Annotated in this window: 17 protein-coding genes; 13 read left to right on the top strand and 4 right to left on the bottom strand. The window is 63.3% G+C overall.

Annotated elements, in window-relative coordinates; all coding sequences use genetic code 11:
* Positions 1 to 56 precede the first annotated feature (56 nt).
* The 4 genes from JG739_RS27230 (at position 57) to JG739_RS27215 (ending at position 3,542) form a co-directional block, all read left to right on the top strand.
* Positions 57 to 194 carry a hypothetical protein gene (locus tag JG739_RS27230; RefSeq protein ID WP_244750006.1) on the top strand — a complete coding sequence of 46 codons (138 nt, stop codon included), beginning with the start codon at positions 57 to 59 and terminating at the stop codon, positions 192 to 194.
* 66 nt (positions 195 to 260) lie between these two features.
* Positions 261 to 1,097 (top strand): amidohydrolase family protein, encoded by an 837-nt coding sequence (locus JG739_RS27225; RefSeq protein WP_202364221.1) that lies wholly within the window; start codon positions 261 to 263, stop codon positions 1,095 to 1,097.
* Between the two features lie 257 nt (positions 1,098 to 1,354).
* On the top strand, positions 1,355 to 2,872 hold the full coding sequence (locus tag JG739_RS27220) for a S10 family peptidase (RefSeq protein ID WP_202364220.1): 1,518 nt from the start codon (positions 1,355 to 1,357) through the stop codon (positions 2,870 to 2,872).
* An 88-nt stretch (positions 2,873 to 2,960) separates the two neighbouring features.
* Positions 2,961 to 3,542, top strand: a complete 582-nt coding sequence (locus JG739_RS27215) for a DUF1349 domain-containing protein (RefSeq protein WP_202364219.1) — start codon at positions 2,961 to 2,963, stop codon at positions 3,540 to 3,542.
* A 122-nt stretch (positions 3,543 to 3,664) separates the two neighbouring features.
* Here the strand turns inward: JG739_RS27215 and JG739_RS27210 are convergent, their stop codons facing one another.
* The 3 genes from JG739_RS27210 to JG739_RS27200 form a co-directional block, all read right to left on the bottom strand.
* Entirely contained in the window at positions 3,665 to 4,471 is an 807-nt protein-coding gene (locus tag JG739_RS27210) for an SRPBCC family protein (protein WP_202364218.1), read from the bottom strand.
* Positions 4,472 to 4,767: 296 nt separating this feature from the next.
* Positions 4,768 to 5,082 (bottom strand): hypothetical protein, encoded by a 315-nt coding sequence (locus JG739_RS27205; RefSeq protein ID WP_202364217.1) that lies wholly within the window; start codon positions 5,080 to 5,082, stop codon positions 4,768 to 4,770.
* A gap of 3 nt (positions 5,083 to 5,085) precedes the next feature.
* Positions 5,086 to 5,886, bottom strand: coding sequence for an IclR family transcriptional regulator (locus JG739_RS27200; RefSeq protein ID WP_202364216.1), 801 nt, complete (start codon positions 5,884 to 5,886; stop codon positions 5,086 to 5,088).
* Between the two features lie 241 nt (positions 5,887 to 6,127).
* Between JG739_RS27200 and JG739_RS27195 the strand changes: the two genes are divergently transcribed.
* From JG739_RS27195 to JG739_RS27180, 4 genes are read left to right on the top strand one after another with little or no spacing between them, the layout of a single operon-like run.
* A complete protein-coding gene (locus tag JG739_RS27195) occupies positions 6,128 to 7,180 on the top strand; it encodes a substrate-binding domain-containing protein (protein WP_202364215.1) in 1,053 nt (350 codons plus the stop codon).
* A 19-nt stretch (positions 7,181 to 7,199) separates the two neighbouring features.
* Positions 7,200 to 8,708: a sugar ABC transporter ATP-binding protein gene (locus JG739_RS27190; RefSeq protein ID WP_202364214.1), complete on the top strand. Its 1,509-nt coding sequence runs from the start codon at positions 7,200 to 7,202 to the stop codon at positions 8,706 to 8,708.
* Positions 8,705 to 9,670, top strand: a complete 966-nt coding sequence (locus JG739_RS27185; RefSeq protein ID WP_202364213.1) for an ABC transporter permease — start codon at positions 8,705 to 8,707, stop codon at positions 9,668 to 9,670. Before JG739_RS27190 ends, JG739_RS27185 begins: the two co-directional genes overlap by 4 nt.
* Positions 9,667 to 10,638 carry an ABC transporter permease gene (locus tag JG739_RS27180; protein WP_202364212.1) on the top strand — a complete coding sequence of 324 codons (972 nt, stop codon included), beginning with the start codon at positions 9,667 to 9,669 and terminating at the stop codon, positions 10,636 to 10,638. The genes JG739_RS27185 and JG739_RS27180 overlap by 4 nt, the downstream gene beginning before the upstream one ends.
* Here the strand turns inward: JG739_RS27180 and JG739_RS27175 are convergent.
* Positions 10,612 to 11,553, bottom strand: a complete 942-nt coding sequence (locus JG739_RS27175) for an amidohydrolase family protein (protein WP_202364211.1) — start codon at positions 11,551 to 11,553, stop codon at positions 10,612 to 10,614. The genes JG739_RS27180 and JG739_RS27175 overlap by 27 nt on opposite strands.
* A 77-nt stretch (positions 11,554 to 11,630) precedes the next feature.
* On the opposite strand from JG739_RS27175, the gene JG739_RS27170 reads away from it, so the two are divergent.
* The 5 genes from JG739_RS27170 to JG739_RS27150 all read left to right on the top strand — a co-directional run bounded on the left by JG739_RS27170 (position 11,631) and on the right by JG739_RS27150 (position 16,402).
* A complete protein-coding gene (locus JG739_RS27170) occupies positions 11,631 to 12,956 on the top strand; it encodes an alanine racemase (RefSeq protein ID WP_202364210.1) in 1,326 nt (441 codons plus the stop codon).
* Positions 12,957 to 13,000: 44 nt separating this feature from the next.
* Positions 13,001 to 13,345 carry a RidA family protein gene (locus JG739_RS27165; protein ID WP_202364209.1) on the top strand — a complete coding sequence of 115 codons (345 nt, stop codon included), beginning with the start codon at positions 13,001 to 13,003 and terminating at the stop codon, positions 13,343 to 13,345.
* Positions 13,346 to 13,354: 9 nt separating this feature from the next.
* On the top strand, positions 13,355 to 14,365 hold the full coding sequence (locus JG739_RS27160; RefSeq protein ID WP_202364208.1) for a succinylglutamate desuccinylase/aspartoacylase family protein: 1,011 nt from the start codon (positions 13,355 to 13,357) through the stop codon (positions 14,363 to 14,365).
* Positions 14,366 to 14,421: 56 nt separating this feature from the next.
* Entirely contained in the window at positions 14,422 to 15,600 is a 1,179-nt protein-coding gene (locus JG739_RS27155) for a hypothetical protein (RefSeq protein ID WP_202364207.1), read from the top strand.
* A 166-nt stretch (positions 15,601 to 15,766) separates the two neighbouring features.
* Positions 15,767 to 16,402 (top strand): LysE/ArgO family amino acid transporter, encoded by a 636-nt coding sequence (locus tag JG739_RS27150; RefSeq protein WP_202364206.1) that lies wholly within the window; start codon positions 15,767 to 15,769, stop codon positions 16,400 to 16,402.
* Positions 16,403 to 16,409: the final 7 nt, after the last annotated feature.

The following is a 16,409-nucleotide window of genomic DNA, read 5'->3' as shown; positions in this document are numbered from 1 at the left end:
ATGTGGCGCGCCACTCGCGTCATCAATCTGCGCGCCTTAAGCAGGCGATGCGGGCAGTGGCGGGCTCGGTCGCCATCCTTGCGTCGGTCAACGCACCCAAGGCACCCGACATTACGAGGACGATAGAACTGTTGCTGGCTGCGACCGAAAAGCTGTCGCAACTGGCGGGAGCAGCAGTCAAGCAGGCGAAGTAAATTCTTGTTTGAATGCAGAATTTCTCCATGAGATCATTTTGAAACGCCGAGGAGGAGCGCGCCGCCATGATTTTCGATACCCATCTGCACCTGATTGACAAGTCGGCGATGCGCTATCCCTGGCTCTCCGGCGTACCGGCGCTAAACCGCGCTTTTTCCTACGACGAATATGCGATCCAGGCTCGCCGCGCCGGCATAGAGGGCGCATTGCATATGGAAGTCGATGTCGATTCAGCCGACATCGAGACCGAGACCAGTCACGTAAAGGCGCTGTCGCAACAGAAGGACAGTTTACTGCGCGGGGCGATTGCCTCCTGCCGTCCGGAAGAGCCGGGCTTTGCCGCCTATCTCGAGCGCCAGCGCGCCGATCCTTTCGTCAAGGGTTTTCGACGTGTGCTCCACGTCGTGCCGGACGATCTTTCGGAAGGCGCGCTGTTTCGCGAAAACATCAAGCGGCTTGCCGGTACCGGACTGACCTTCGACCTCGTCGTCCTGCCGCATCAGATTCCCAAGGCGATTGCGCTCGTTGACCTTGCCCCGGGTGTGCAGTTCGTGCTCGACCATTGCGGCGTACCCGACATCAAGGGTGGTGGCGAGCACCCTTGGCGCGAGCATATGGCGGAGATCGCGCGCCGCCCGAACGTCGTTGGCAAAATTTCCGGTGTGGTCGCCTATGCGGACGCTGGATCCTGGACTGTCGAAACGCTGCGTTCCTATGTGGAGCACACCATCCAATGCTTTGGCTGGGACCGGGTCGTGTGGGGCAGCGACTGGCCGGTCTGCACGCTTGGCGGCGGGCTTGCGACTTGGATTGCAGCAACGCACGCACTGCTTGGCGGTGCAAGTGCCGATGAACGGGAAAAGCTGCTGTTGAGCAACGCAAAGCGGCTGTGGAGGTTGTAGAGGAGTTAGCGGGCTCTACCTCACCTGCGCAGCGAGCGGATTTTCTGGCCGACGGGCCAGTCTCGTAGAACCGGTTTTCCAGACGGGGAGATCGGCCTGACAGCGAATTGCATGATTAATCCTCCCGAAATCGGCACGCTGATGTGCGTGTGCATTGAAAGCTCGATCTCGTTCCAGCAGCGAGGGCGTGCACGGTCCTGTGATTTCGGCTGAGCCATCAGCGTGGTAGCTTGCAGTCGTTCCGCCGCGGAGTCGTCATGCGTGCAAAGCTGCTAGAAATCACTCTCGCTATGCTGCTGCTGGCTGGCGGCCTTCCGGCCGGCCATGCGCAAGTGGCCGAGCGGCCGTCGCCTTCGGGTGGCGTTCTGTCGCTGCTCCCGCCGCCCCAGGTCTCAGATCATTCGATCGTGATCGCGGAACGCACGCTCAATTATCAGGCAAAGGCCGGCACGCTGTCGTTGCTATCCGGCAAGGGCGACGTCACAGCGGAAATCTTTCATGTCGCCTACACGCTGCGTCCCGAGCCAAGCCGGGAACCTGATCCCCGGCGCCCGATCACTTTCGTATTCAACGGTGGTCCCGGAGCAGCTTCCGCCTATCTGCATCTTGGCGCGCTCGGTCCACGCGTGATGGCGACAGCGGCCGATGGAAGTTTTCTCCCACCGCCGCAGCGGCTTTTGGACAACCCGAACACCTGGCTCGACATGACCGACCTGGTCTTTGTCGATCCTGTCGGAACGGGTTACAGCCGCGAAGCATCCGGCACCGAGGCACGCAGCTTCTGGGGCGTCAACCAGGACGCCGCCGCGATGGGCGCCTTCATCCGGCTCTATCTGGCACAGGCGGGCCGCACAGCGTCGCCGGTGTTTCTTGCCGGCGAAAGCTATGGTGGGTTTCGGGCGGCACTGCTTGCCAAGACGCTTCAGGATGACATCGGCATCAGTCCTCGCGGCATCGTGCTCATCTCGCCGGCGCTCGAATTCACGCTCGTGCGGCCCGACGAGTTCCAGCCGCTTCACTGGGCGCTTGAGCTTCCGTCGCTGGCGGCGGTGCGCCTGCGCAGCGAAAGCGTCACCGGTCCCGAACTGCAGGAGCGGTTGGCCGATGTCGAACGCTATGCGCTTGGCGACTATCTCGCAGCGCTTGCCAGCGGGCTCGAACAGGGCGGGCGTCTGGCGAGCCCGCGCGTTGCCGAAATCACCGGCCTGCCGCTCGAACTCGTCAAACGAAACTTTGCGCGCATTCCCACCTCGCTCTTCGCCAAGGAGTTTGCGCGGGCAAGGGGCAATGTTCTCAGCGTCTATGACGGCACGATCGAAACGGCAGACGTTGCCCCGGAAAGTCCAAGGCCCAGCGGTCCTGATCCGGTCCTCGACCGAAGCGTGCCGGCGCTCACTTCCGCCTTTGTCAGCTATATCAGGGAGGAATTGAAATTCCGCACCGATCTAAGCTATCGGCTTCTCAACCGTGAAATCAGCGGCAATTGGGATTACGGGACGAGCCCGACGCGTCAGGGCTATGCCGGCGTGATGGATGACCTTCAGCAGGCGCGCACATTGAATCCCGGCCTCCGTGTTTTGATCGTCAACGGCTACACCGACCTGGTGACACCCTATCTGGCGTCACGCTACCTTGTCGGCCAGGTGCCTTCGCTTCCCGGCGCAAAGCCTATCCGCGTCGAGCTTCTGGAAGGCGGCCACATGATGTATTTCAGGCCGGAGAGCCGGCGCGCGCTGAGAGAAGCCGCGACCGAGCTTTACCAAGCGCCGAAATGAAGCGGCTGAAGCCGGGTACAAGAGACAAATCCGCCTCGTCGCACGAGCGGCGGATGACGCAATACGAACCGGCGAGACGAGCAAGTCGATGACATCTCAGCATGCAGAACTGACCTGGCTCAACCCGCCACCGCATCATGCTTTCGGCGACAGCACCGTGCATGTGCGGACCGGCAAGGAGACCGATTTCTGGCGCGAGACGTTTTATGGCTTCTGGCGCGACAATGGCCACTTCCTCTACCGGCAGGTCGAGGGCGATTTCAGCGCCGAGGTCACCGTCAAGGGGAATTATAAGGCGCTCTACGACCAGGCCGGTTTGATGGTCCGGCTGAGCGAGACGCACTGGGTCAAGGCCGGCATCGAGTTCACCGACGGGCTCGCCTATTTTTCCGTCGTCGTCACCAATGATGCCTCCGACTGGTCACTGGTCAGCATCCCGGCCGGTCCGGACGGCGTCAGGATCCGGCTGACCCGCCATGCCGAGACCATTCGCGTTCAGTATCTCGATGCCTCCGACCATCACTGGAAGCCGGTGCGGCTCGCCTACTTCCCGCCTTCGAAAAACATCGATATCGGCATGATGTGCTGCTCGCCGCAACGCGAGGGTTTCGAAGTCACATTCAGCGATTTTTCAGTCGGCCCGGCGATCTCGAGGGACCTCCATGACTGATGCGTGCTGTCAGCGGATCTGGGCGCCGCTTTCACAAAAGCAACGTTCCGACGGGCGAATTGCGCGGCCAACATCCAGAGACTGCGCGATGCCGATCTTAGCCGGCTGATCCACAGCATCCGTCAGCCCGGATGCCTGAAAATTTCGCCAAACCAGTTCCGCCACTTGGGCTCGCCCTCGGCGGCGCGCTGCTCGGCGTCGTTGCCATAAAGATACATTGCCATGCTGGCGTTTGCGCTGCCATCGGCAGCATAGGTTCCGATCAGGGCAATGCCGGGAGCAGGCGCAGTCAGGCGCAGCACGATGAAGCGCTGCTTGTCGTTCTGCCGCACGCGTTCGACTATGCCGGATAGTCTCTCCGGCTGCTGCGGGCCATTTCGCTGCTCGCCGACATTAGCGCCGGCCAGACCGAGCGTCTCGGTAAGCCGTCTCCAAATCGAGAGCTGGTCGGCCTTCGTGCTGGCCATGACGCTGAAGCTGGCGGCGTTTTCGCCGGCGAAATGCGACAGATAAACGCGCAGCACCTCGAAAAAGCCGGGCCAGCCGCTCTCGAACCCTTCCAACTGATCGTCCCAATCGTCGGTCGAGGCAAACAGCGAATGGACCATGCGAACAACGCAGCGATCACCCGACCGGCTGGTCACGGTGATCTCCGTTGCGACCGGCGGCGCGCCTTCGCTCCACTCGCGTTCGACATAGCCGAAACGGAACGGCGGCTCCCAAATCGTCACTTCGCCGGTGGAGGCGCCATTGGGACCGAAGTCGAAATGCAGCCTGCCGCCGACATGCTCGTCGATCGTGGTCTTTGTGAACCAGGCAGTGTTGCCGGGACCCGTCGCAATTGCCCGCCACACCTGCTCGGGTGTCCCAGGCGTGATGAACTCCATCTCGACCCAACGCTTTCCGGTTTCGTCTTTCTTGATTGGCATGGGGGGACTCCTTACAGGTTTGGGCGTCGCAGGGTCGGGGCCAGGGCGAACGCCACTAAAGCCGATGCGGCCGCCCGCCAAAGCTCAAGCATACCTCATTTTCGTCTTGACAAAACATTTTGTCAAGATAGCCGTTGATGGCTGGAAAGCGGCTTTGGCGCGTCATGCCGTGTCGTGTGATCTAAGCGTCGCCTGCGCCCGCATCCCGACGTGGCGCGCCGGCACTATGCCGATCTGCTTGAGACGAGGGCGTCACCCGGCTGAAGAGGTCAGAGCAAACAGAACAGGAATTTTCGTCATCCCGCCGGCTTTTGGAATTTTGTTCGTCGCCAACCCGCCCAGACAAGCGCAAACAGGCAACACCGTTCGACGGTTTCCTCCCATTCCGCCGAACGGCGTTCCCCTCTGAAGGTTGAAACCTTCTTTTTGGCCGGGCCGTCTTCGAGCCCGGCCATTTTTTTCGCGCTCCCCTGGCGAAGGCGTGAGGGCCGATTCTTAACCTTAAAGCGCGTCGCGTTCGACCGCCCTTCAGGTGTTGTTTTATGCGTGTCGTTATCGCAAAACCGCTGAACACCCCGGTCCGCGCCCGGGGGCATGCTGTTGCGCGACATGCGTCAGCTTCCCGCCAACGACAATCCGCGGGCGCGTTCGCACAGCAGGGCAAGCAATTCGCTGCGCCGCGCTTCCGGTGTGTCGACTGGCAATACCAAGCAAAGGGTCTTGTTGATGGCGCCGTGGCCATCGCGGATGGGCGCGGCCATACACCACGTGAAGCGGTCGGCGAGGGCGGTGGTCTCGCTGAAACCTTGCTGGCGGGCCAGAGCGACATCGCTGAAGAATTCGGCCGGCGCAATGACGCGGCCGTCTGGAAGCTTGTAGTCGCCAGGCGGGATGAAGTCCTTCACCTCTTCCTCGCTCATATGGCCGAGCAGGAGCCGCCCAGACGCCGTCCATGGGATCGGCACCTCGACCCCGACATCGCTTGAAATCCGGAACGGGCCGGAAGAATCGCGGCAATCGAGAACGATGTATTTGTTCCCGCGCAGGCCGCACAGTTGCACGGTCTCGCCTGTCTCCGCAGCCATCCTGTCCAGCGTCTCTATGATGCGCCGATAGTGGGCGTTGTGATGCGAATAGGCCCAGCCAAACAGATGCATAGCCCGACCGAAATAGACGTAGCCCTCCGTCCCGACGTTTTCGAGCATTTCGGCTTCGAGCAGGCTGTTGACGATCTCGTAGGTGGTCGAACGCGGTGCGCCGATCATCTTGGCGATGTCGCCGACGCGCATCGGAGCGCGGTGCCGCAAAAGCGCTTCCAGCAGCATGATGACCCGGTCGATGCCGCGGCGTCGTTCGCCATGACGGGGCCCGGCGCCGGCTTCCGTTTCGATCAGACCAGTAGCGCCATCGCTCATATCAGCCGCATCCGCGCAAAAAATCATTTCGGCCCTCGTCTCAAGACGCTTGAAAGATGTCAAGGCTCAGTCTAGCATCCCATTTGTCCGATATACAGACATACTGTCCGAAATATCAGACAATAATGAGCCAGGCGCAGACAGTTCTGACGAGAAAACGGGCGGTTTCCGGATGCGGCAACCCTGCGGGTTTTCTCGTCCCGATCCCGCACGTCCGGCATAACCTCAGAAGGGAACAATCATGACGAAATCATCGCTTTTCGCATCCGCCAGTGCCCTTTGCCTCGGTCTCCTGCTGAGCTTCGGCGCCGGTTCGCAGGCCAGTGCGGCCGCCAAATGCATCAAGGGCGACCGCAAGGCGCCATACACGATCGGCTGGGCCAACATCTATTCCGTGCCGACCTGGATGAAGCAGACCCAGGGCACGATCGAAGCCGAAATCGAGACCCTGAAGAAGCAGGGGCTGGTCGACAAGCTTGTCGTGACCGACGCCCAGGGCGACGCCAACGTCCAGATCCAGCAGATCCAGTCGATGATCGATTCCGACGTCGACGCCATCATCCTGATTGCCGGCTCGTCGACCGCTCCGGCGCGTGTGCTGGCGGATGCCTGCGACAAGGGCATCGCCATCATCAACTTCGACAGCCTCGTCGACACCGACCAGGTCACAGCCAAGGTCAACACCGATTCCGCTCAGTGGGGCGATCAGGCGGCCAAGTTCCTGATCGACGCCATCGGCGGCAAGGGCAAGATTCTCGTCCTCAACGGCCCGGCCGGCGTTTCGGTCAGCGACGATCGGCGCAAAGGCGCTGACGCGGCGCTCAAGGCCCATCCCGAGGTGACGGTCATTGCCGAGACCAACACACCCTACAATGTCGCGCCTGCACAGGAGGCTGTCACCAGCCTGCTGTTCGCCAATTCCGAGATCGACGGAATTCTGTCGCTCGGCGGCGCCTTGTCTGCGGGCGCGGTACTCGCCCTAGACAAGCAGGGCCGCGAACAAGTGCCGATCACCGGCGAGAACGCCCGCCAATTCCTCGAGCTCTGGAAGGAAAAGGGCCTCAAGAGCTGGGCGACCATGCAGCCGAACTGGCTCGGCGCCTTTGCCGCCTACACCGCCGTCCAGGCGCTGGAGGGCATTGATGTGCCGGCTTTCGTCAAGATCCCGCTGCCGGTGATCGACAATTCCAACATCGATCAGTACCTCGCCCGGGCGGCCGATTTTCCGGCTGACGGCTACATCTATTCGCCCTACGACGAGGAAATGTTCAAGAAGCTGCTGGCCGAGCAATAAGCCTGAAAGGTCGCAGAAATTGGTGGCCACGGCTCCGCTTCTTGCCGCGCGGGGGGTGTCAAAGTCCTTCTTCGGCAACCCCGTCCTGCGCGACGTTTCCATCGCTCTCCAGCCCGGCCGCGTGCATGCGCTGCTCGGCGAGAACGGTGCCGGAAAGTCGACGCTGATCGACCTTTTGTCCGGTGCCTTGCGCCCGGACGGCGGGGCGATCGAGGTCGATGGGCGCCCGGTGTCGCGCATGACCCCTGCCTATGCGCAACAGGCGGGCATCGCCGTCGTCCAGCAGGAACTCAGCCTGACGGCCAGCCTCTCAATCGCCGAGAACATCGGGCTTGGCGCCTATCCGCGCCGGTTCGGTTTGCTCGACTATCCCGAACTCGCCGTGCGGGCCAGGGCAGCATGCGATCTTGTAGGGCTTCGCGAACCGCTCTCGATGCCGGTCGGACATTTGTCGCTTGGCCGCCGGCAGATGGTGGAGATAGCCAAGGCGCTTTACCGCCGGCCGCGCGTGCTCATTCTCGACGAACCCACTTCGTCGCTTTCGGCAACCGAAACGAAGGTCCTGACGGACCTGTTGGAGCGGCTGCGCGGCGAGGGCATCGCTATTCTCTACATTTCGCACCGGCTGAACGAAGTCATGGCGCTGTGCCAGCATGTCACCGTCCTGAAGGACGGCGCCTGCACGGCGGACCGCAGCCTCGAAGGAACCGATGCCGCCGGGCTGGTACGGCTGATGGTCGGCCGCGACCCCGGCGACCTCTTTCCGCGTTGGCAGCCTTCGGCATCGGCTGCCAACGCCATCTCGGTTCGCAATTTTTCGGCCGGCTTGATGCGCGACGTCGATCTCGACATCAGGACGGGCGAGGTGCTCGGCATCGGAGGCCTGGTCGGGCAAGGGCAGGAAGATCTGCTGCTCGGCCTCTACGGTGCCATTCCGGCCAGGACGGCATCCGCGACCGTCAATGGTGGTTCGGGTTTGCCCAGCGGTGTGCCGAAAGCCAACGCGCTTGGCCTCGCCTATGTCCCGGCCGACCGCAAGCGCGAAGGCCTGCACCTGATCCATTCCATCATCACCAACATGATGCTGCCCGCTTTCGCAAGACTGCCGGCGCTGAAGCTGCGCAGCCGCCGTGCCGAGCGCGAGACGGCAAGAGGTCTCGCTGCCCAGCTTGGCATCAAGGGCGACCTCGACCGGCCGGCGCAGGCCCTCTCGGGCGGTAACCAGCAGAAGGTGGCGCTGGCGAAATGGATGCCGCACCACCCGCTTGCGCTTCTCCTCAACGACCCGACACGCGGAGTCGATGTCGAGACCAAGCGCGAAATCTACATGATGCTTCGCAACTTCGCCGCCGCCGGCAAGGCGGTCGTGCTGCTCAGCTCCGATACACCCGAACTGGTGCACCTTTGCGACCGCGTCGCGGTGGTCCGGGAGGGCCACATCGTTGCCGTGCTCGAGCGCGGCGCATTGAGCGAGGAAGCGATCGTTTCCGCCGCGATGGGCGCCGAACAGCGGAAGGTGACGGCATGAGCACGGTGGCCTCGCCAAGGCAAGGCGGCGCTCTCTACTGGCCGGTCCAACTGCGCCGCAATGTGGGCGTGCGTGGCCTGTTCGCCGTGGTCATGGCGTTCCTCGTCGCCTACGGCTTCCTCTTTCCCGGCCTCTTGACCGCTGCCGGCTTCGCCAAATTCACTCAGAGCTGGTTTCCGCTGGCGCTGGTCGCCATGGCCCAGGCGATCCTGATGCTTACCGGCGGCATCAGCCTGGCCATCGGCGCAATGGTCAGCCTGGGCGCGGTGATCGCCGCGACGACGATGACAGGGCCGCTTGGCGTAGCCGGCGGTGCCGCTGCGGTGGCGGTGACCGGTATCGGCATCGGTGCCGCGACCGGGTTCATCGTGGTAAAACTTCGGTTGCCGGCGATCGTAGTGACGCTCGCCGGCTCCTTCATCATCGGCGGTGCTGCGCTGCTCATCCTGCCGAGACCCGGCGGCGCCATTCCGGAGTGGCTGTCGGACCTGCTTGCCGGCAACACGCCCGCGGCCTTCGTGCTGCTGATGCTCATCGTCCTTCTGTGGAAGCTCTATCTCGCCACGCCACTTGGTTTGAGCCTTTATGCCGCCGGCGAGAATCCGGTCGGCGCCTATCGCTCCGGCGTGCCGGTCGATGGCGCACGGGTAGCGGCTTACGCGATCAGCGGCCTGCTTTGCACAGGTGCCGGCCTGTTCGTTGCCGCGCAAACGGGTTCGGGCGATCCGGTCATCGGCACGGCCTTCACGCTGAATTCCATCGCCGCCGCCGTGCTCGGCGGCATCGGCTTCCTCGGCGGTCAAGGCACGATGCGCGGCGCGCTTGCCGGTAGCCTGCTGCTGAGCCTGATGATCAGTGTGATGTTCTTCCTCGGCTTCACCCCGGTCGCCCAATATGTCGCCCAGGGCCTCATCATCATCGGGGCGGTCGCCATCCCGCAATTCCGCAAGGTGCAGCAATGACAGCATGGAAAGAGTCCGTGAGCGGCAGGCGCGCCCTGACGATCCTGCGCAGCCGGCCGTTTCTCACCCTTGCCATCGTCGCCGCGGTGTGGATCGCGGCGAGCTTCGCTTCGCGTGGCTTCGGCGCCTATGGCCATTTGCGCTATCTGGTCGAACTGGCCGCGGTCATCGGCCTGGTCGCAGCGGGGCAGACCTTTGTGGTCATCGCCGGCGGCATCGACCTTTCCGTCGCGGCGATCGTCACGGTGAGCGCCGTCAGCCTGCCGCTGCTGTCTTGGCAGGCGGACCCGACCGGGCTCACCGCCGTCCTTGCCGTCCTCGCGCTAACGACGACAATCGGTCTGGTGAACGGGCTGGGCGTGGCGCTGCTGCGCGTTCATCCGATGATCATGACCCTGGCCATGGCGACATTCCTGCAGGGCCTGCTCATCATCATCGCCGGCGGCAGTGCCGTGACCGCCGAAAACCCGGTAGTTCGATGGCTCGGCAATGCGCGGCCGGGCGGTATACCCGCAGGCGTGCTTTTGTGGGTGGCCGTCTCCGTGATCGTTCTGGCCGCAATGCATGCCACATCCTTCGGCGCTCGGCTCTTCGCCATGGGCGCCAACCCTCTCGCCGCGACACTCTCCGGCGTTCCTGTCGCCTCGACCACCCTGGCGGTCTACGGCATCAGCGGCTTCACTTCAGGGCTTGCGGGCGTGCTGGTGCTCGGCATGAACGGACAAGGCTATGTCGGGATCGGCGATCCCTATCTGCTCGCCTCGATTGCGGCCGTGGTGCTCGGCGGCACCTCGATCCTCGGCGGGCTCGGCACCTATGCCGGCACCATCCCCGGCGCCATCCTGCTGGTCACGATCACGGCTTTGATCACCGTCGTCAACGCATCGCCCGGCTGGCGCAGCATTCTGTTCGGTTCGCTGATCCTGGGGCTGCTGCTTCTCTCAGGCAGGGAGCAGGCCCGCCGATGACATATCGTCCAGCCGGTAGATACGCCTTGCATTGCCGAAGAACAGCGCCGTCTGCTCCTCCGTGGAAAGCTCCCCGGCAATGGCCTTGAAGCTGTCATATACCGCATCGAACGACGCGTGCAGACCGGCCACCGGGAAGTCACTGGCGAACATCGCGCGCTGCGTGCCGAAACAGTCGATGCAATGCATGACAACCGGCTTCAGGCTGTCGAGCGTCCAGTCATGATCGTAGGCGACCAGATCCGATATTTTGATGGCGACGTTGTCACACTGGGACAAACGCCTGAGCCCTTCGCGCCACGCCCGCATTCCGTCCGCGTCGCGATCGATCGGGCTGCCGCAGTGGTTAAGGACAAAAAACTGGTCCGGATGGGCCGCTGCGAGGCGCGCCGCACCGGCGAATTGGCGCGGAAACACCATCAGATCGAAAACCAGCCGATGGCCGGCAAGCAGAGACAGCCCAGCCCGCCAGGCCGGGTCATCCATGATGCCGTCACGGGCAGCGAAACGGCGGGCAGGATCTGGATCCCAGCTCAGTATGTCGCGCACGCCGACGACACGGTTGAATGCCGCCTGCGCCTCGACCAGCGCCGGCGCTTGGCGGTTCGCCAGCGGGACGTGAACGACGTAGCGGGCGGCCACGCCCCGCGTCTTGCCGAGCGTTTCAAGCCACCGCGTTTCGCCGACGCAGTCATCCCCGGCCCAACCGGCCTCGACATGGACGGCGGCGACGACATTGTGCCGGCTGGCGTCGCGCAAATAATCCTCAGGAAGATAGTTTCGTCGCAAGGGGCCAAGCTCGCCCAGGCCGCCGCGTTCGCCAGCCGTTGTGGCGAGCCAGGGGTGCCGGCCGAGGCCGAGATCCCAAAGATGATGGTGGGCATCGATGATCGGTCCGGAGTAAGGCTTTGGCACGCATCTCTCTCATGCTGTGGCCGGCATCGGAAATCGAACCGGACTTCATCCTGCGAAGGCGAAAGGACTAGCATCGGATGACCGAAAACTCACCCGTACTGTCGCTCGCGACCCGTGAAAATTTCCTGCTCGACGATCGCATCCGCGGTGTGCCGCCCGGCACCTTCGGGCTGGACAGCAGCCTTGTCGCATCTGAGCGCTGGCATCCGGCTGACGGGCGCATGTCGTTGCCGGTGTTGACCCTCGACGAGGAGGCCTTCATCGCCAATAGTGATCTATTTCTGCGCTATGCGCGCGAACAGGGCGCGATGATCGCGCCGCATGTCAAAACCCCGATGGCGCCAGACCTTGCTCGATCGTTGGTAGAAGCCGGAGCATGGGGCACGACCGTCGCGGATATCAGGCAGGCCGCGGTGATGCTCAGAGCCGGGCTCTCTCGGCTGATCATCGCCAACGAGGTTGGTGGATCAGGTGGCGCGAACCGGCTTGTAGCCCTTGCCGGCGCATGGCCAAGCGCCGAGCTCTTCGTCTTCGACGACTCGATCGCCGCCGTGAATGCGCTCGCCGAAGCCTGGCGGGCCAATGCGAAGCTGCCGCCATTGCGCGTGCTCGTCGAACTCGGTGCTGGGAGGGCAGGCGCGCGGACTGCTGGCGAGGCCGAGGCGATCGCCGATGCAGTTGATGCCGCCGGCGGACGGCTGCTGATTGCCGGCGTTGCGACCTACGAAGGTGCCGCGGCGCAACCCGACCCCGGCCGCACCGAGGAGGCGATCTCGGCGCTGCTGGCGATGACCGCCGACATGTTCCTGCGGCTGCGCACCCGCGTCGGCGGCGACGTGCCGCTGATCGTCACGGCCGGCGGCTCGGTGTTCTTCGACAAAGTGGTCGCCGCGCTTTCGCCCGCCGTTTCCAGGGACGGCAATGCGACGCTGGTGTTGCGCAGCGGCGCCATCTTCTTCCACGACCATGGTGTCTATGATCGCTCGCTTGGCGCACTGGACGCCCGCAACGGCTTTGCGGTCGGCGGCGCCAGCGTTTCCGCACGAAATTCGTTTCGTCCAGCTTTGCGCCTGTGGGCCGAGGTGCTGTCGCGGCCGGAGCCGGGCCTGGTGATCTGCGGCATGGGCATGCGCGACGTCTCGTTCGATCAGGGCTTTCCGATGGTGCTCGCGGTCTTCCGCGCCGGCAAGCCGCTGTCTGTCCCGCCGACACGAGCCGAGGTCTTCAAGCTCAACGACCAGCACGCCTTCCTGACAATCGCGCCGGGCGACGACATTGCCGTTGGCGACATCATTGAATTCGGCATCTCGCATCCCTGCACCTGCCTCGATCGCCATCGCGTGATCTTCGGCGTCGACCCGGCCGGCCATGTCCGCCACGCCTTTCCCACCTATTTCGGCTGACCGGATCTTGCGGCGGCCGCAAGCGAACCTCGAAAGGATCCAACATGATCAAGTATTTCCAGTCCGGCTCCCGCATGTCGCAGGCGGTCGTCTATGGCGGCCTCGTCCACATCGCGGGCCAGGTGGCCGACAATCGCAAGGCCGGCATCGAAGGCCAGACCAGCGATGTGCTCTCAAAGATCGAGGCGCTTTTGGTCGAGGCCGGCAGCAGCAAGTCGAAGCTTGTGGCGGTCAATATCTTCCTGCCGCAGATCGGCGACTTCGACGCCATGAACAGCATCTACGATGCCTGGGTGGATCCTCAACGCCTGCCGGCGCGGGTCTGCGTCGAGGCGCGTCTTGCCGATCCCGACCTCCGCATCGAGGTCACAGCGATTGCCGCCATCTGAGTTTCCGCCATGCACACCGGCCTTACCCATACGCTCGACTTCGACCGGGACGGCAAGACATCAGGCCATCTCAGTATTCCCTTCTCGATAGACCGTTCGCCCTATTTCCAGGTCAAGGTCCCGATCTGCCTCATACGCAACGGTGAAGGGCCGTCGCTGCTTCTGATGGCCGGCAATCACGGTGACGAATATGAGGGCGAACTGTCGCTGGCCAAGCTGATCCGCCGGCTCGATGCCGAGCGGATCAAGGGCCGCGTCACTATACTGCCGATGGCGAACGCACCGGCGGTCATGGCCGCCAAACGCTGTTCGCCGCTCGATGGCGGCAATCTCAACCGAGCCTTCCCGGGCGATCCGTTGGGCGCACCGACCTGCCGGCTTGCCAGCTTCCTCGAGACGGAACTGTTCCCTCGCCACGAAATCGTCTTTGACATTCACTCGGGCGGCACCTCGATGGAACATCTGCCTACAGCCCTCGTCGAGCGCGATACCGATCCCGACCGCCACAGGCGCGGGGTGGAACTGATGCGGACGCTCGGCATGCCGTATGGGTTCGTGGCCGACAATGGTCAGGCCTCGCCGACCTCGATGGGCGCAGCCCGCCGGGCCGGCGCCATTGGCGTCAGCGGCGAGTTCGGCGGCGGCGGCACCGCCACAGTCGATACGATGGCGATGACCGCTCGCGCGATCGACAATCTGATGGTCGCCGTTGGCGTGGTCGAGGCGCCGGTTCTTTCGCCGGAGTCAAAGCCTTCGGCGCCAACGCGATTGCTCTCGCTTTCCCGGCACGGTCAGGGCCTCTACGCCACTCGCCGCGGCTGGTTCGAACCCGCCGTCAGGCTCGGCGACGGCGTGAGCGCTGGACAATTGGCTGGCTGGTATCACGACCTCGAACGGCTCGATCTTGCCGAGGAAGCTCTGCATTTCGCCGAAGGCGGCATCGTACTTTCGCGCCGGCTGCACACGATGTGCGAGGCAGGAGATTGCCTTTTGCAAGTCGCCGAACCAGTGGAAGGCTGACAGGAAACCAACCGGCGCTTGCTCACGGCGTCATTGCAGAAAACTGAGGAGATTTCATGCAGCTTTCGATGTGGACCTACCCTTGGGATGTCCAGGATCTGGGCTTGGAAGCCGTCGAACGCGATCTCGTCGAGCGCGCCGGGCTCAACATGATCAGTCTCGCGACCTCCTATCACGCCGGTCGCTTCCTGCAGCCGCGCAGCCCGCGCCGCAAAGCCTATTTCCCGGAGGACGGCACGATCTACTTCAAGCCAACTGCCGCCCGATGGGCCGATCTCGTGATCCAGCCGAAGGTGGCCGAAATGATCACGGAAGGCGGCGACGTTCTGGCCGATCTTATCGAACGGCGCGAGGCAGGCGGCCTGCAGGTGTCGTGCTGGACGGTCTGTCTGCACAATACCCGCCTCGGCATGCTTTATCCGCAGGCCGTCACCCGCAACGCCTTTGGCGATCCCAATTATTACAATCTGTGCCCGTCGCATCCGGATGCGCGCGCTTATGTTCGCGCGCTCGTTGCCGACGTTACGCATACTTACAAGCCGGACAGAATCGAACTTGAAAGCCCTTCCTTCATGGGCTTCGCCCATGAATACCACCACGAGAAGGATGGGGTCGGGCTGACGCCGGAAGACGACTTTCTTCTGTCGCTGTGCTTCTGTCCGTCCTGCCTCGCCCGCGCCGCTCGTGCCGGCATCGAAGGCCAGGCGGCGCGCGCGCTCGTCAAGCAGTGGATTGCCGAGGCGTGTGAGCGCGCGGTGCCTGAACGGCGCTTTCCAGAATTTCCCGCAAGTGGCCTGGACACTTTTCTGCCCTGGCCGCAACTCCACGCCTATCTGTTGTGGCGGTTCGAGCCGGTGACCAGCCTTGTCGCCGAACTGCGCGAGGTTGCCGATCCGGGGACAAATGTCCTCGTCATCGACCTGAAAGACGGTTGGCTCGGCGGCTGCGATCTGGCAGCGCTCGGCAAGGTCTGCGACGGGGCGATCCTTTGTGCCTACGACATGCAGGCCGGCGACGTCACGGGCCTGATTGCGGCTGGCCGCACCGCGCTCGAAGCAGGGAAATTCCTGGGCGCCGGCTACCGGCTCTTCTATCCGGAAATGGCAGGCCCTGAAATCCTCGCCGCCAAGGTGAAGCCGGCGCTGGCGCCGGACGTCGACGGTATCAATTTTTACAATTACGGCCTTGTCCCCGCCGCACGACTCGATTGGGTGCGTGCAGCACGATCTGTTTGAGCAGATCGAACCTCGCCCGGCCTGAAATTCTGGCGCCGAGAGCCTGGAAACGGGACTGGCGGCTTTGTCCCGTAAGTGACCCGTATGTGCCTGCCTTCCACACTGCGACGCATGGGAGGCAGCAGATGCACAGGAATGCGCGATCGAAAAAGCCGGATGACGTTGCATGACAGCCGACGCCCTGTTGTCACCGGCGGCAGTGTCCGGCTTCGTGTTCGGCCTTGGGCTCATCTTTTCCCTTGGTCCGCAGAACCTCATGCTTATCCGGGCGGGATTGACACGCAGCCATCCCTTTGCGGTCGCTTCTACCGGCTACGTCTCGGAAATCGCCTTGGTGATCATGGGAATTGGCGGGTCTGGAACGCTGCTGACACACAATCCCGCAATCTCCGGAATCCTGCAGGCGGCATGCGCCGGATTTCTCGCCTGGTGGGGCGCGCGCACCCTACTCGCAGTTAACCGGACAAACAGGTCGGAGACTGCAGTGGCAGGCTGCAAGTCCAGGTCTCGGGCGATCGGTTCGATGCTTGCAGTCACCTGGCTCAATCCTCTGGTCTGGCTCGAGGCGATGTTTCTCGTCGGCGTTCTCTCGTTCAGCTACGGCAGCGAGGAACAGGCGGGCTTCGCAGTCGGCTTCCTCGCGGCTTCCGCGATCAAATTCTATGGCTGGAGCCTGGCCGGGTTGAGCCTGTCACGCCGCTTCGACCGCCCGATCTACCGCAAGGGGATGGACGCTATCGCTGGCCTCGTTCTGATGCTGGCGGCCTTTCTCTTGACCGCAAACATCCTGAAAGGACCTTGAGTGACGA

It is taken from the genome of Mesorhizobium sp. L-2-11, assembly GCF_016756595.1.
In the GTDB taxonomy this organism is placed as follows: Bacteria; Pseudomonadota; Alphaproteobacteria; order Rhizobiales; family Rhizobiaceae; genus Mesorhizobium.
Note: the sequence above shows the minus strand (reverse complement) of the source record. Positions and strands in the feature narration are given on the sequence as shown.

Excerpts from the sequence above, each read along its gene's own strand:
- JG739_RS27225 (WP_202364221.1), top strand. The coding sequence starts at position 261 with ATGATTTTCGATACCCATCTGCACCTGATTGACAAGTCGGCGATGCGC.
- JG739_RS27220 (WP_202364220.1), top strand. The coding sequence starts at position 1,355 with ATGCGTGCAAAGCTGCTAGAAATCACTCTCGCTATGCTGCTGCTGGCT.
- JG739_RS27215 (WP_202364219.1), top strand. The coding sequence starts at position 2,961 with ATGACATCTCAGCATGCAGAACTGACCTGGCTCAACCCGCCACCGCAT.
- JG739_RS27210 (WP_202364218.1), bottom strand. The coding sequence starts at position 4,471 with ATGCCAATCAAGAAAGACGAAACCGGAAAGCGTTGGGTCGAGATGGAG.
- JG739_RS27205 (WP_202364217.1), bottom strand. The coding sequence starts at position 5,082 with ATGTCGCGCAACAGCATGCCCCCGGGCGCGGACCGGGGTGTTCAGCGG.
- JG739_RS27200 (WP_202364216.1), bottom strand. The coding sequence starts at position 5,886 with ATGAGCGATGGCGCTACTGGTCTGATCGAAACGGAAGCCGGCGCCGGG.
- JG739_RS27195 (WP_202364215.1), top strand. The coding sequence starts at position 6,128 with ATGACGAAATCATCGCTTTTCGCATCCGCCAGTGCCCTTTGCCTCGGT.
- JG739_RS27185 (WP_202364213.1), top strand. The coding sequence starts at position 8,705 with ATGAGCACGGTGGCCTCGCCAAGGCAAGGCGGCGCTCTCTACTGGCCG.
- JG739_RS27180 (WP_202364212.1), top strand. The coding sequence starts at position 9,667 with ATGACAGCATGGAAAGAGTCCGTGAGCGGCAGGCGCGCCCTGACGATC.
- JG739_RS27170 (WP_202364210.1), top strand. The coding sequence starts at position 11,631 with ATGACCGAAAACTCACCCGTACTGTCGCTCGCGACCCGTGAAAATTTC.
- JG739_RS27165 (WP_202364209.1), top strand. The coding sequence starts at position 13,001 with ATGATCAAGTATTTCCAGTCCGGCTCCCGCATGTCGCAGGCGGTCGTC.
- JG739_RS27160 (WP_202364208.1), top strand. The coding sequence starts at position 13,355 with ATGCACACCGGCCTTACCCATACGCTCGACTTCGACCGGGACGGCAAG.
- JG739_RS27155 (WP_202364207.1), top strand. The coding sequence starts at position 14,422 with ATGCAGCTTTCGATGTGGACCTACCCTTGGGATGTCCAGGATCTGGGC.
- JG739_RS27150 (WP_202364206.1), top strand. The coding sequence starts at position 15,767 with ATGACAGCCGACGCCCTGTTGTCACCGGCGGCAGTGTCCGGCTTCGTG.